The following is a 13,268-nucleotide window of genomic DNA, read 5'->3' on the forward strand; positions in this document are numbered from 1 at the left end:
TTATCCCTGATGTGTGGATTCCCAACCAAGCTTGGATCGTAATGTATCATAGTAATGATAATCAAGAGGATGCAACAATCGTAACTGATGTGCATCTTTTTGAATCGTAACTCGCTGTCCTGGTTTTACCATACGCGACTGATGCCCATCACAGCTCACACACAGATCGGCTTCATTGCCTTCATTAATGTGTAATTCAATTTTTGATTCGCCATCAACGACCAAAGGACGGGAGCTGAGGCTGTGAGAAAACATCGGCACCAGCACAATCGCATTCAATTCAGGATGCATAATTGGCCCACCAGCAGATAAAGCGTACGCTGTAGAACCAGTAGGGGTCGATAAAATCATGCCATCAGAACGATAATGACTAACCAACTGCTCATTTACGTATACAGAAAACTCGATTAAATGCGTTTCATTACCACGTGACAAAACCACATCATTTACCGCATCCCCTTCAAAATAAGTCTCTTTATCATCATAGATACGAGCATGCAATAAGAAGCGTTTTTCTTCTTTATATTGTCCGGCCAATACCGCACTAAGCTGGCTTTCAATATCATGAGGTAAAATATCAGTTAAAAAACCTAGGCGTCCGCGGTTGATCCCGATGACCGGCGTATTTACTTTCGTGGCCATACGAGCAGCGGAAATCAAACTACCATCTCCGCCAATCACAATGATCAAATCGTTTTTTTCACCCATCTCATTTTTAGTTAAGACCGGTAATTGCACGTCAAAACCCAGCAAAGTGTCAACGTCTTGATAGACGCTGACCTTTTGGCTTTCCAAAAACTCAACCAAGCGATTTAAGCTGTCGTTAACCCCTGGGTTTGCACGATGTTGGCGTGCATATAAAATCACACGCTTAAATTTAGTTTTATTCGTCACTATTTGCTCGAGATGCTTTTTTGCGCTCATGTTCTTTCAGCGCTTTTTTACGAATACGAATTGAATTAGGCGTTACTTCAACTAATTCATCCTCATCAATAAATTCCAAAGCTTGTTCCAACGTTAATCTGATTGGTGGCGTTAGGATAATATTTTCATCAGTACCTGACGCACGCATGTTGGTTAATTGTTTTTCTTTAGTTACATTCACGACCAGATCGTTGTCACGGGCATGAATACCAACCACCATACCTTCATAACACGGTGTTTGGTGTTCAACAAATAAACGTCCACGCTCTTGTAAGTTAAATAAGGCAAAAGCACGTGCAGCTCCTTGGCAGTTGGCGATTAATACACCATTCACACGCTTACCAATACGTCCTTTATATGCAGGACCATAATGATCGTACACGTGATACATCAAGCCTGTACCTGAAGTAGCGGATAAGAATTCGCTATGGAAGCCAATAAGGCCGCGAGTTGGGATGATGTAATCTAAGCGCACCCGTCCTTTGCCATCTGGAACCATATCTTGCATTTCACCACGGCGCTCACCCAATTTTTCCATGATTGCACCTTGATGGTTCTCTTCCACATCAACGGTTAAACGCTCATAAGGCTCTTGTTGTTCGCCATCAACTTCGTGCAGGATTACTTCTGGCTTACAAATTGCCAGCTCATAGCCTTCACGGCGCATGGTTTCAATCAGAATAGATAAATGTAATTCCCCACGACCAGAAACACGGAACTTATCCGGGTCATCGCAATCTTCAACGCGTAAAGCCACGTTGTGTAATAACTCAGTATCTAAACGCTCACGAATTTTACGTGAGGTAACAAATTTACCGTCTTGACCAACAAAAGGCGAATCATTTACCTGGAAGGTCATACTGATGGTTGGCTCGTCAACCGAAAGTGCAGGTAACCCCTCAACCATAGCCGGATCGCAAACTGTATCGGAAATCTTCAAGCCTTCGATACCAGTAATCGCGATGATATCACCAGCGCTTGCCTCTTCAATCTCAACACGTTCCAAACCTCTAAAGCCCAAGAGCTGTAATAAACGGCCAGAACGAATGTTGCCGTCTTTATCCATAATTTTCACAGGAGATTTTGCTTTGATTTGACCGCGAGTAATACGACCAATACCAATAGTCCCTACATAAGATGAGTAATCCAACGAACTGATTTGCATTTGGAATGGGCCTTCAGCATCAACTTGCGGTGCATGAACCTTATCAATAATCGTTTGCAATAAAGCGCTCATGTCCGTAGCTTCATCCTCTAGATTCAGCTTAGCATAGCCATTTAATGCAGAAGCATAAACAACTGGGAAATCTAACTGCTCATCGGTCGCACCAAGATTGTCAAACAAATCAAATACTTGGTCCATAACCCAATCAGGTCGAGCACCTGGGCGGTCAATTTTATTGATCACCACGATTGGATTTAATCCCTGTGCAAACGCTTTTTGCGTTACGAAGCGAGTTTGAGGCATCGGGCCGTCTACCGCATCAACCAGCAACAGCACGCAATCTACCATCGACAGAATTCGCTCAACTTCCCCACCAAAGTCCGCGTGTCCAGGAGTATCAACAATATTAATTTGATGATCATTCCAATACACGCAAGTGTTTTTAGCTAAAATGGTAATGCCTCGTTCTTTTTCCAAAGCATTAGAATCCATAACGCGCTCTACTTTAGGAGCTCGTTCATTAAGAGTACCTGTTTGTTGCAAAAGCTTATCAACTAGGGTGGTTTTGCCATGGTCTACGTGTGCAATGATGGCAATATTGCGAATCTGTTCAATCATAAATAGCCTTTAAAGGAAAAAACAATGTATTTGTTCATAGATTCGACATTATACATCAATAGGCCAGTAAAACCTATCCGACACGTTAATTATGCTAAATTCAATAGAATAAGTAGCCCGATGTTTTAAACTCATACAAAATAAAAACCGCTGATTTACTTTAAAATACACAGAAATAGCAAAGCTTTGCTAGACTAGTAGTGAGGAGCTTAAAAACGGGGGCTATATGCAACCATTAATTTTACATCCTACTGATATTAGCCAATGGCATGCCTTGGTTAATGAGGCTCAAGCAACGACTCGGCTTGTACTCAATGAAAACACTGAAAGTTATTTAGTGTTTCTATTAATGCGCTTTTCCCAAGGAACCAAGCTCATTGAATCCGTTGTTGCGCTCGACTTTTTAGAGTCGGTCCATAAACCACGTCCCATGCAAACCCAATATCTGCGAGATGTCGGTGATAAAAGCTTACTTTTCTGCGGTCTGTTTCCTGGAATCGCCAAGCGACGCCATGTAAGTCTCAATTATTTTTCCGAAATGGGACAGGCAGCTTATTTAAGTGTGAGTGAATTGGAGGCAAAACCTTCCTCTGAGCTTTTCATTGAACTTAGTGAGCAATTTATTAATTTACAACAAATCTTGCAGGCAATGCGCGGGCAATGTGTGCAACTAATCCAAACAGATTGTAATCTGTTGTCTGCGATTAAATTGACGTTACAGTAAATGATTAACGAAGCCTGGTTTAGGCAATGCTAGCCTTTGTTTAAAGAGTACATTGCCTCCCTGTTGCGAGCAACCAGGCTACATTTACTTATGGAATAACATGGCGACATCAATCGCATCGAAGAGGTATTCCTTGTTGCAAAAGTCACAACGAATATCTATTTTACCCTGTTCCTCTAATAATTCCTGGGCTTCTTTCTCGCCGAGAATATTAATCACCTGCCGCATTTTATCCAGACTACAACGGCATTGAAATTGAGTACCACGACTGTCAAAAACACGTACCTCAGTTTCATTATACAAACGATAAAGTAAGGTTTGATTATCTAAGGTTAACAACTCTTCTTCACTGACAGTTTGCCCTAATTGTACAGCGTACTCCCAAAACTGCTCTCGCTGTACCGTATCTTGCCCAGGCATTAATTGCAATAACATCCCCGCCGCAGCAGTTTCATTCACTGCCAACCAAACACGGGTAGATATTTGTTCGGACTGAGCAAAATAATTCATTAAATTTTCACTCATGGAAGTGGACTGTAAAGGCACCATACTTTGGTAGGAGTTGGTTTGATTATCCTGGTTAATCGTCATTACCATCTGCCCACTAAGGAAGGCCTTAGCATAATCTTCGGTTTCCAAAGATTCTTCAAAGCGCGCAAAAGCCCTTATATTGAGCTCATGATCACATTGAACCAAGAGCAAAGACAAACGCTTGTCTCCTTGAAATTGTAAACTCAAACTGCCTTCAAATTTAATACTGGATGCAAGTAATAAACATGAAACGATGGCCTCACCCAACAAATTTTTAACCATGGGAGGATAATTACGCTGAGCCATAATGGTTTGATAAGTTTTTTCAATGTGTACTATTTCGCCACGAATATTGGCATGTTCAAAAATAAAGCGTTGCAGGGTATCAGATTCTTTCATAATGAACTCAAGTGCAAAAATAGTGGGTATTCTATCTTAGTTTAGAACCTTATGAATAATATTTTATGTTAAAAATAGAGCATTCACGATGAATATCACAGGATTTTTCTATCGAATGATAGCCTAATAGGTTACTCTTACCGGAATTATATCAATATAGCTTCCCAGCATCACATTTTGCGCAACCGACAGGCGACCGTAGACCGCGCTCTGTCTCATCGGAAACAGAAACCCCGATTCACTATATTACCACTGACGGAGGAATCAGCTGGAGCCTAACTCTCCTATTGCCAGTACCAGCCAGCATAGCGACGACAATCTAACACTATTTTTACTCTTTTTTAGTGGAGAAATCCTTACGGTGAACTATGCTTAAAAGAATCCACATAAAAAAATAGAGGACATATCATGATCGATAAAAACATACTCATACCTATTATTAAAACTTTAGATAAAGTTATTTTAGGTATAGAAGAAGTTGAAGAACCTAAATCATTGGATGCACGACAACAATTTATTGAAATTGACACTGAAGAAGAGTTTGACGTAGAGCGCTCCATGAATTAATTATTGATTCATCCTTTCAGAGAAGCAATAATCGCTCTTTTTTGAGCGAGAACCAGAAAGATGCTAAATAGCCAACAAATGGCAGCCGTAAATTATATAGACGGACCTTTATTAGTTCTTGCAGGAGCAGGCAGCGGCAAAACACGAGTCATCACGCAGAAGATAGGCTACTTAATTAATGAGTGCGGGTATGCAGCCAACAGCGTATGTGCTGTAACATTTACCAACAAAGCAGCCAGTGAAATGCGTGCTCGAGTGGCCGCAGTTCTTCCTGCCGCAAATCGGCGGGGATTAAAAATTGCCACCTTCCATACCCTAGGTTTAAGCATGGTTAAGCGTAATCTTGATTTATGCGATCTAAAGAAGGGCTTTTCCATCTTTGATAGCGAAGATTGCTTACAAATATTGCGCAGCTTTTTGCCTGCCAATAAGGCAACTGAGCGTGATTTTCTGATGCAGATTCAACAACGTATCTCACGTTGGAAAAATGATCTGTTAACTCCAGAGGAAGTTTTGCGCAATCCCTCCGATGCCCCTTTATACGCTGAAGCAGCCGTACTCTATCCACGCTATCAACAAGCATTAAAAGCATATAATGCCGTTGATTTTGACGATTTAATTCGTCTTCCAGTGACCTTACTTAAAGAACACCCTGAGGTGCGGGAGTATTGGCAGAATAAAATTCGCCATTTATTAGTAGATGAATATCAAGACTCAAATACTAGTCAATATCTTTTGGTTAAACTACTCACCGGGCTGCGTTCGCAATTTACCGTCGTGGGTGATGATGATCAATCTATTTATGCCTGGCGAGGAGCAAAACCAGAAAACCTAAAACAATTGCAAGAGGATTATCCTCAATTAAGAATTATCAAATTAGAACAAAATTATCGCTCAACCAACATTATATTAAATGCCGCCAATCATCTCATTGCCAATAACCAGCATCTTTTTGATAAAAAATTGTGGAGCGATCTGGGGCAAGGCGAGTTGTTGCGAGTAGTTCGTTGCAAAGATGAAAATGATGAAGCCGAGCAAGTCATCGCGGATTTAATTAGCCATAAAATGCGCGCGAGAACTGAATATGGTGACTACGCAATCTTGTATCGAGGTAATCACCAATCACGGATCTTTGAAAAAGTACTGCGCCATTATGGGGTTCCATACCGTATTAGTGGAGGCCAATCTTGGTTTGCCAAAGCAGAGATTAAAGATGTCTTTGCTTATTTGAAATTACTCTGTAATGAGGCAGATGACGCCGCCTTTTTAAGAGTCATCAATACTCCAAAACGCGGAATTGGTGAAGCAAGCCTCGATGTTCTGGGGAACTATGCACAAAATCGTGGACTTAGTCTTTATAAGGTAATGGATCATTTGGCACTCAGTGAAAATATCGCCGAAAAACCACGGACGGCCTTGCTGCAATTTAAATCATGGATGGAGGAAATAAAAAAACGCGTTACCTCATCCGATGCCATTGTGGAACATTTAAAGCAAATGGTTGAAGACAGTGGCTATGAAGCCTATATCTATGAACAATGCGATACGCCCGCTAAAGCACAAAAACGGATGGATAATGTCTGGGAACTATTGGAATGGGTTGGTCGTTTATTGGCAAAAAAACCAGAGCATACCTTAACCGATGTAATCAACAAATTAATCTTAATTGACATCTTAGAACAATCTGACGGAGAAGATAGTGACTCAATACAGCTCTTAACCCTACATGCATCAAAAGGACTTGAGTTTCCTTTTGTGTACCTAGTTGGGATGGAGGAAGAATTACTTCCACATCGAGTCAGTATTGATGATGATCAAATTGAGGAAGAACGACGTTTGGCCTATGTAGGCATTACTCGGGCGCAAAAAGGTTTATGTTTTACCTTGGCAAATCAACGACGTAAGGCGGGAGAAATGCAAGATTGTCTGCCCAGTCGATTTCTAGAGGAACTACCCGCGGAATACCTGGAATGGTTTGGTAAAAAAGTGGCTCCTTGTGAAGAACGCTCTAAAAACCTGGCTAAATCTCATTTGGCGGGTATTAAAAATATGTTGAATGGTTCTTAGATGCCTTAATACTTCAGAAATTGCCGCACTTTCGTTTTCACGTCTCAGGCATTAAACCACACCAGAACCCCATGTTGGGCCATGGACCCAACATGCATAATCGTGCAAGCTTTCCTTCGCTTTATCGTGGTAATGACGTATCTCAGATGCCCTGATATACTGAATTTTATGAAAAAAAATATTATCTTACTCATCGTTTCTTTTGCTATGTTCATGGAGGCGGTTGATACCACCATCATTAATACAGCAATTCCAGTTATGGCACATAGCCTCAATGTAAACCCTATTGATTTAAAATTAGCTCTAATTAGCTATCTATTAAGTCTTGCTATTTTTATCCCAATTAGTGGCTGGATTGCCGATAAGTATGGTATTAAAAAAGTATTCATTACCGCCGTTTGTGTATTTACTTTAAGTTCTGCCTGGTGTGGTTTTACCCAGAGCCTCAGCGAATTAATTTGTGCCCGCATTATCCAAGGCCTGGGCGGCTCATTAACAATGCCTGTGGGACGGCTTATTATTTTACGGACTTTTGAGCGCCATGAACTCATTGCAAAAATGAGCCAGGTCGTGATGATTGCTGCGTTAGGAATGATGCTAGGCCCCTTATTAGGCGGTATAATTTCCTATCATTTCTCTTGGCGCTGGATCTTTTGGGTCAACATTCCGGCAGGTATTTTGGCCATTTATCTTTCTCATAAAAACCTACCATTAATGCCATGTCGTCCGGTTCCACCCTTGGATAAACTAGGGTTTGTACTTTTCGGCAGCGGCCTGGCTTTGCTTACCTTTGGCTTATCAATGCTCAGCGAATCAGACATTGGCAGCTCTCATACTCTGGTCGTTCTTGTTTCGGCACTCATCTTACTGCTTGCTTACATCAACCAGTCTCGCCATAAAAAACACCCCATTATCAAAGTAGAACTGCTGCAATTACGCACGTTTGCAGTTGCCGTCACCAGTAATCTATTTGCACGCTTAAGCTTTGGAGGCACCCCCTTTCTACTTCCCCTGCTCTTGCAAATTGGCTTGGGCTATTCGTCACAACTGTCCGGATTTTTACTTACACCAATCGCCTTAGGGGTGTTGTTGGTTAAACCCATGTCTGTCTACATACTTCGTTTGTTTGGCTATAAAAGACTACTCATCTTAAACACTATTTTAGTTAGTATTGCCTTATGGTCTTTATGCCTAATAAATTCGTCCTCATCAATCTATGAGATTAGCTCGCTTACCTTTATTTATGGTTTCTTAATTGCGCTGCAATACACGGGAATGAATTCTTTAGCCTATGCTGAGGTCAGCGAAGACAATATGAGCGCAGCAACCAGTATTATGAGCACCATTCAACAATTAGCTCAAAGTTTTGGGGTTGCCGCTGCGGCAATTATCATTAGTTTTTTTACCGTCAACCAGCAATTGTCGATTAAAGCACTCCATCAAACTTTCGCAACACTAGGTATTCTGACGCTTTTATCAGGGGCAATATTCTTAACACTCAAAAAAAATGATGGCGAAGAACTACTTAAACCTAAATTATAAGTTAGAGATTTCTGAACAAATCCTCTATTATGTGCGCGCATTGTATGTTTTTTCACATTAAATTGAAAAATTTTAAAAATATTTAATAAAAAAACAGCACAATTAATAAAATAATGCTACAATGGGCTGGTAACAATTTAGGAAATTATCATGTCAGAAAAAATACGCGGTACAGTAAAATGGTTTAATGAGTCCAAAGGTTTCGGATTTTTAGAAAGTGGCGGCACAGATTATTTTGTGCACTTCAGTGCAATCCAAGGTAGCGGGTTTAAAACTCTTGCCGAAGGTGCAACTGTAATGTTCAAAGCTAGCAAAGGTCAAAAAGGACCACAAGCTGAAGACGTAGAAGTAGTTTAAACCTTATTTCTAGCGCCCCGTTCATGCTTAAAATATTCCATTTTAGCATGAACGGGGCGTTTTTTTTTGCATCTATTTTGCACGCCTCACAAGTATACTCTAAAATAACGGATTGAATGCCCCTGCCCATTAAATCCAATACAAGGAATCGTATGATGAGCAAAAAAATTGCCGTGATTGTTGGAAGTTTACGTAAAGAATCCTATAACCGAAAAATGGCACATGCGCTCATGGCCGTTGCACCTGAATCATTGAGCTTACACATCATTGAAATTGGTGATTTACCTTTGTATAACCAAGATCTTGATGATGAAAATAGACCAGCGGAAGCCTGGTTACATTTCCGTGAGCAAATAAGAATGGCCGATGGAGTACTCTTTGTTACTCCAGAATATAATCGTTCAGTGCCTGGTGTTCTTAAAAATGCCATTGATGTAGGCTCACGCCCCTATGGTAAAAGTGTTTGGTCTAAAAAACCTGGGGCAGTAATGAGTGTTTCTCCGGGAGCTATTGGCGGTTTTGGCGCCAATCACCACTTACGACAATCTTTCGTCTTCTTAGATATTCCAGTTTTGCAACAGCCGGAATCTTATATAGGTGGCGCAGGAAGCTTGTTTGATATACAAGGTGAACTTACGAACGAAGACACTAAGAAATACATTCAGCAATTTATGAATGCCTATGCCCACTGGGTTGAATTAAATACACATAGTAAATAGGATTTGTTGTATTTGTCCCAGCAATTGCCTTGGATATATCAGGCAATTGCACTAAAATAGCACACCAACGACCACCCCGCTGCAAATAACTGGAAAATATAAAGGTAAAAAGGTACATTGCAGCTCTTAGTAATACAAAAATTCCCATTGAGGGAGAGAGGAATAATGCAAAAATCAGCACAACCGACAGAAGACCTATCAATGGTAGAATCATTTCCGATTGCCATTATTGTAGGCGTGTTCAATCGGCACATAACTCAGAACTTACAAGATGGCGTAATAACCCAATTACAAAAGCGGGGCATTAAGAAAGAACACATTAGTGTCTATGAGGTTCCAGGTGCTATTGAAATTCCTTTGATCGCTAAAAGGTTAGCAATGTCTAATTCAGTACAATCAATAATCACTTTAGGTTCTGTTATTCGCGGTGACACCAGCCACTATGATCTAGTCTGTACCATGGCTAGCGAAGGCTGTATGAAGGTCTCATTAAAATATAATATTCCCGTCATTTTTGGTTTATTAACGACGGAGAATGAAGAGCAAGCGTGGGATCGTTTAGGCGGAAAACACGGACATAAAGGTATAGAATTAGCCAATGCGGCAATTTCCATGCAGCAACTTTTAAATCAATTGCCGCGGTAATAATAGGTAGTAACTCATGGCCAATCAATACGAACAATTTGAGCAGCGCAAACAAGATCACATTAAGCTTTCCCTAATGCATGAAAACCAAACTGCTGACTTAAGTAAGTTTGACAGCATTCAGTTAATCCATGATGCGCTTCCCGATCTTAATTTTGATGAAATCACTATAGAGAGCATGCGATTTGGCCAAGTAGTAACCAAACCATTTCTAGTAAGCTCAATGACGGCAGGACATCGCCGGGCAGAGCATATCAATCAGCATTTAGTTGAAGCCTGCTCGCAAAGCGGCTGGGCCATGGGGGTTGGGTCCCAACGGCGCGAACTGATGGATCCTAAAGCTGCATTCGAATGGACTCACCTACGCAAGAGTTTTCCTAAGGTACATTTATACAGCAACTTAGGGATTGCACAATTAATTAATACTCCGCTTGCCGATATTCAGCGTCTAACCGATGCATTACAAGCAAATGCATTAATCATTCATTGCAACCCATTACAAGAATGTATGCAACCCGAAGGCACCACGGATTATAAGGGCTGTTGGCAAGCATTGGAGCAATTAGTTAAAAAGTTCCATTTACCGGTTATTATCAAAGAAACAGGCTGCGGTTTTTCTCAAAAAACCATGCAGCGTTTGACTGATATAGGTATTGCAGCACTCGACATAGGCGGCTTAGGTGGTACGCACTGGGGACGAATTGAAGGACACCGAGCAACCCAGGATCCCATACGCCATCAAGCAGCAATTACTTTTAAAAATTGGGGCATTGATACTGTCACTGCAGTGCAACAGGCAGCCGCATTAAAACCTGCTTTTGAAATTTGGGGATCGGGTGGTGTCACTAATGGTTTAAATGCTGCCAAATTATTTGCGCTAGGAGCCTCGACTGTAGGTTTTGCAAAGCCGATGCTTGAAGCAGCTTTGGACTCTACAGAGCAAGTTCTTTTGCAAATGCATACGATTGAATACGAATTAAAAGTTGCGATGTTTTGTACTGGCAGTCGTGTTCTTAATGATTTGACTCAGAAATTAGCTTAGAGAATCAGGCTACGTTGGATGGGGTTACTGTTTAAGGAAAACCTGGTTGCTCACAACCAGGCTACATTTATTAGGTGTGCTTTATTCGACTACTTCTTTCTTTTCTTCAAGGCTTCTCGACAAGCCAAGCTTCTCTTTCAAGCGTGCTACTGCATCTGGATCGTATTGACGTGTTGTTTTATGTTTTACAACAACTGCTGAGCGCGCAGGCTGAGCTGGTGCTTGTGCTGAATACGAACGAGCGGGATAAGTAGGAAAATAATCATCTGAAGCAAATTGTTGGTTCGCTGTTTTCGGTTGATAGCTTGAAGGTTGCTGGTTTGTACTGTATGGAGTTGTGCTTTTTTCTGCCATCACTTTGCGAGCATTACGAACGCTTTTCTCAACGCGTTTTTTAATCTTCGCAGCAGCATGATCTGCCTCTTCAGCACTGACCTCAGCTACTTCATTACCCTGCAAATCAACGCGCATTTCACGTGCTTTTAAACATGCCAAGTAATCAAGACGACGCGTAAATAAAACGACAGCCTCCCTAAGTTTACTCTTAGAAATACCAACCTCAGCAGCTTTATCTGCATGCAGCAAAATATCATTCATAATCCCACCCTTTAATGGACGGATTCGTAATGAGTTATCAAACGCAGCAGGGAAATTAGCCGCAAGCCATAACAACGCATCAGAGCGTGCTTTTTTAGACTGGTTTTTTTGAGCTTTATTAATAACAGCGGTGCGCGGGTGCAGCTCCTGTTTTCTCATCAGTGTACCCTTTAGAAATTGGTTGCCTATCCGAAAATAATATGATCATTCACCTTCTGAATGAGCGCACAATGTACAATGTTTAAGGGTTGTTTGCAAGCACTCTAAGTAAGTTCATCTGTTTCCAAGAGAAACATCAAAATTCTAGGTAGAAAAAAAATCAATATTCAGCCTATAATTAATTTAAATTGAGACTACCATGTATATCCATGAGACGATTATTTATAGCTTTCTTTTGTGCCTTTCTGCCCTGGACTATTTTTCTTATAAATGATAACCCAGGAGGTGCTTTCGTTGCCCTGGTAATGCAAGCGACACTGATTGGTTGGCCCTTTGCATCCGTGTGGGCTTGGCGTACCCAATATCCTCCCAAGGATCAGGATACACAAAAAAAGACCCCTTAAGGTCCAAACCCTCATCAATAATTTGCATTGAACATAAGGAATACCATGTTAACTCGTGTTATCGTAAATGGAGCCAATGGTAAAATGGGAGCATTGGCTTGTGAAACGCTCAACGCTCATCCTGAATTTACCTTAGTTGCTCAACTTGGCCGACAAGATAATTTAGCTCAAGTAATTCATGATACCCAAGCACAGATTGTGGTTGATTTAACACGAGCAGATACGGTGTATCAAAATAGTCTGACGATTATCAATAATGGAGCTCGCCCGGTCATTGGCACCTCAGGATTACTTCCAGAACAAGTCAACGAGCTAGCCATAAAATGTGAAGAGCAACGCTTAGGTGGAGTTATTGCTCCTAATTTTTCCATTAGTGCCGTTTTAATGATGCTTTTCGCAGCAAAAGCTGCAGAATACTTTTCTGAAGTAGAAATTATCGAGACCCATCATCAACAAAAATTAGATGCTCCTTCTGGTACTGCGTTAAAAACCGCAGAAATGATTGCCGGGGCAAGAAAAGCGCCTAAGAACAAATTAAACTTAAAAGAGTTAATTCCTGGAGCTCGTGGCGGCACACATTGTGATATTAATATCCATTCGTTGCGATTACCCGGAGTACTAGCCCGCCAACAAGTTATTTTTGGTAATGCAGGTGAAACACTTTCTATTACTGATGACAGCATTAGTCGAAGTTGCTTTATGCCAGGTATTGTCTTGGCTTGTCAAAAGGCCAGGACATTAAATAGTTTAGTTTATGGTTTAGAGCATCTGTTATAGCATTTATTTACCATTAAAAGAAAACCTGGTT

Annotated in this window: 13 protein-coding genes; 9 read left to right on the forward strand and 4 right to left on the reverse strand. The window is 41.0% G+C overall.

Annotated features, from left to right (window positions below; all coding sequences use genetic code 11):
* Positions 1 to 924 (reverse strand): NAD(+) kinase, encoded by a 924-nt coding sequence (locus tag J2N86_RS12750; protein WP_252579832.1) that lies wholly within the window; start codon positions 922 to 924, stop codon positions 1 to 3.
* A complete protein-coding gene (gene typA / locus J2N86_RS12755) occupies positions 884 to 2,707 on the reverse strand; it encodes a translational GTPase TypA (protein ID WP_252579833.1) in 1,824 nt (607 codons plus the stop codon). The genes J2N86_RS12750 and typA overlap by 41 nt, the downstream gene beginning before the upstream one ends.
* 226 nt (positions 2,708 to 2,933) lie before the next feature.
* Here typA and J2N86_RS12760 point away from each other — a divergent pair, with 226 nt between their 5' ends.
* Positions 2,934 to 3,431: a hypothetical protein gene (locus J2N86_RS12760; RefSeq protein WP_252579834.1), complete on the forward strand. Its 498-nt coding sequence runs from the start codon at positions 2,934 to 2,936 to the stop codon at positions 3,429 to 3,431.
* A gap of 84 nt (positions 3,432 to 3,515) precedes the next feature.
* Here the strand turns inward: J2N86_RS12760 and hslO are convergent, their stop codons facing one another.
* Positions 3,516 to 4,361, reverse strand: coding sequence for an Hsp33 family molecular chaperone HslO (gene hslO / locus J2N86_RS12765; RefSeq protein WP_252579835.1), 846 nt, complete (start codon positions 4,359 to 4,361; stop codon positions 3,516 to 3,518).
* 408 nt (positions 4,362 to 4,769) lie between these two features.
* On the opposite strand from hslO, the gene J2N86_RS12770 reads away from it, so the two are divergent.
* The 7 genes from J2N86_RS12770 to fni all read left to right on the forward strand — a co-directional run bounded on the left by J2N86_RS12770 (position 4,770) and on the right by fni (position 11,300).
* Positions 4,770 to 4,928 (forward strand): hypothetical protein, encoded by a 159-nt coding sequence (locus tag J2N86_RS12770; RefSeq protein ID WP_252579836.1) that lies wholly within the window; start codon positions 4,770 to 4,772, stop codon positions 4,926 to 4,928.
* Between the two features lie 60 nt (positions 4,929 to 4,988).
* Entirely contained in the window at positions 4,989 to 6,995 is a 2,007-nt protein-coding gene (locus J2N86_RS12775; RefSeq protein WP_252579837.1) for a UvrD-helicase domain-containing protein, read from the forward strand.
* Between the two features lie 168 nt (positions 6,996 to 7,163).
* Entirely contained in the window at positions 7,164 to 8,537 is a 1,374-nt protein-coding gene (locus tag J2N86_RS12780) for an MFS transporter (RefSeq protein WP_252579838.1), read from the forward strand.
* Positions 8,538 to 8,687: 150 nt separating this feature from the next.
* On the forward strand, positions 8,688 to 8,894 hold the full coding sequence (locus J2N86_RS12785; RefSeq protein WP_058534402.1) for a cold-shock protein: 207 nt from the start codon (positions 8,688 to 8,690) through the stop codon (positions 8,892 to 8,894).
* 155 nt (positions 8,895 to 9,049) lie between these two features.
* Entirely contained in the window at positions 9,050 to 9,613 is a 564-nt protein-coding gene (locus J2N86_RS12790; protein WP_252582455.1) for an NADPH-dependent FMN reductase, read from the forward strand.
* A gap of 165 nt (positions 9,614 to 9,778) precedes the next feature.
* Positions 9,779 to 10,258 (forward strand): 6,7-dimethyl-8-ribityllumazine synthase, encoded by a 480-nt coding sequence (ribH, locus tag J2N86_RS12795; protein WP_252579839.1) that lies wholly within the window; start codon positions 9,779 to 9,781, stop codon positions 10,256 to 10,258.
* Between the two features lie 16 nt (positions 10,259 to 10,274).
* The gene (gene fni / locus J2N86_RS12800) at positions 10,275 to 11,300 is read left to right on the forward strand and encodes a type 2 isopentenyl-diphosphate Delta-isomerase (protein ID WP_252579840.1); all 1,026 of its coding nucleotides are present in this window, start codon (positions 10,275 to 10,277) and stop codon (positions 11,298 to 11,300) included.
* An 81-nt stretch (positions 11,301 to 11,381) separates the two neighbouring features.
* On the opposite strand, the gene J2N86_RS12805 is transcribed toward fni, so the two are convergent.
* A complete protein-coding gene (locus J2N86_RS12805; protein WP_252579841.1) occupies positions 11,382 to 12,056 on the reverse strand; it encodes a ProQ/FinO family protein in 675 nt (224 codons plus the stop codon).
* Between the two features lie 449 nt (positions 12,057 to 12,505).
* Here J2N86_RS12805 and dapB point away from each other — a divergent pair, with 449 nt between their 5' ends.
* Complete coding sequence (dapB, locus tag J2N86_RS12810) at positions 12,506 to 13,237, forward strand: 4-hydroxy-tetrahydrodipicolinate reductase (RefSeq protein WP_252579842.1); 732 nt, start codon at positions 12,506 to 12,508, stop codon at positions 13,235 to 13,237.
* Positions 13,238 to 13,268 lie beyond the last annotated feature (31 nt).

It is taken from the genome of Legionella lytica (assembly GCF_023921225.1).
GTDB lineage: Bacteria > Pseudomonadota > Gammaproteobacteria > Legionellales > Legionellaceae > Legionella > Legionella lytica.

Coding starts and splice junctions, on each gene's coding strand:
- J2N86_RS12750 (WP_252579832.1), bottom strand. CDS start 924: ATGAGCGCAAAAAAGCATCTCGAGCAAATAGTGACGAATAAAACTAAA.
- typA (WP_252579833.1), bottom strand. CDS start 2,707: ATGATTGAACAGATTCGCAATATTGCCATCATTGCACACGTAGACCAT.
- J2N86_RS12760 (WP_252579834.1), top strand. CDS start 2,934: ATGCAACCATTAATTTTACATCCTACTGATATTAGCCAATGGCATGCC.
- hslO (WP_252579835.1), bottom strand. CDS start 4,361: ATGAAAGAATCTGATACCCTGCAACGCTTTATTTTTGAACATGCCAAT.
- J2N86_RS12770 (WP_252579836.1), top strand. CDS start 4,770: ATGATCGATAAAAACATACTCATACCTATTATTAAAACTTTAGATAAA.
- J2N86_RS12775 (WP_252579837.1), top strand. CDS start 4,989: ATGCTAAATAGCCAACAAATGGCAGCCGTAAATTATATAGACGGACCT.
- J2N86_RS12780 (WP_252579838.1), top strand. CDS start 7,164: ATGAAAAAAAATATTATCTTACTCATCGTTTCTTTTGCTATGTTCATG.
- J2N86_RS12785 (WP_058534402.1), top strand. CDS start 8,688: ATGTCAGAAAAAATACGCGGTACAGTAAAATGGTTTAATGAGTCCAAA.
- J2N86_RS12790 (WP_252582455.1), top strand. CDS start 9,050: ATGAGCAAAAAAATTGCCGTGATTGTTGGAAGTTTACGTAAAGAATCC.
- ribH (WP_252579839.1), top strand. CDS start 9,779: ATGCAAAAATCAGCACAACCGACAGAAGACCTATCAATGGTAGAATCA.
- fni (WP_252579840.1), top strand. CDS start 10,275: ATGGCCAATCAATACGAACAATTTGAGCAGCGCAAACAAGATCACATT.
- J2N86_RS12805 (WP_252579841.1), bottom strand. CDS start 12,056: ATGAGAAAACAGGAGCTGCACCCGCGCACCGCTGTTATTAATAAAGCT.
- dapB (WP_252579842.1), top strand. CDS start 12,506: ATGTTAACTCGTGTTATCGTAAATGGAGCCAATGGTAAAATGGGAGCA.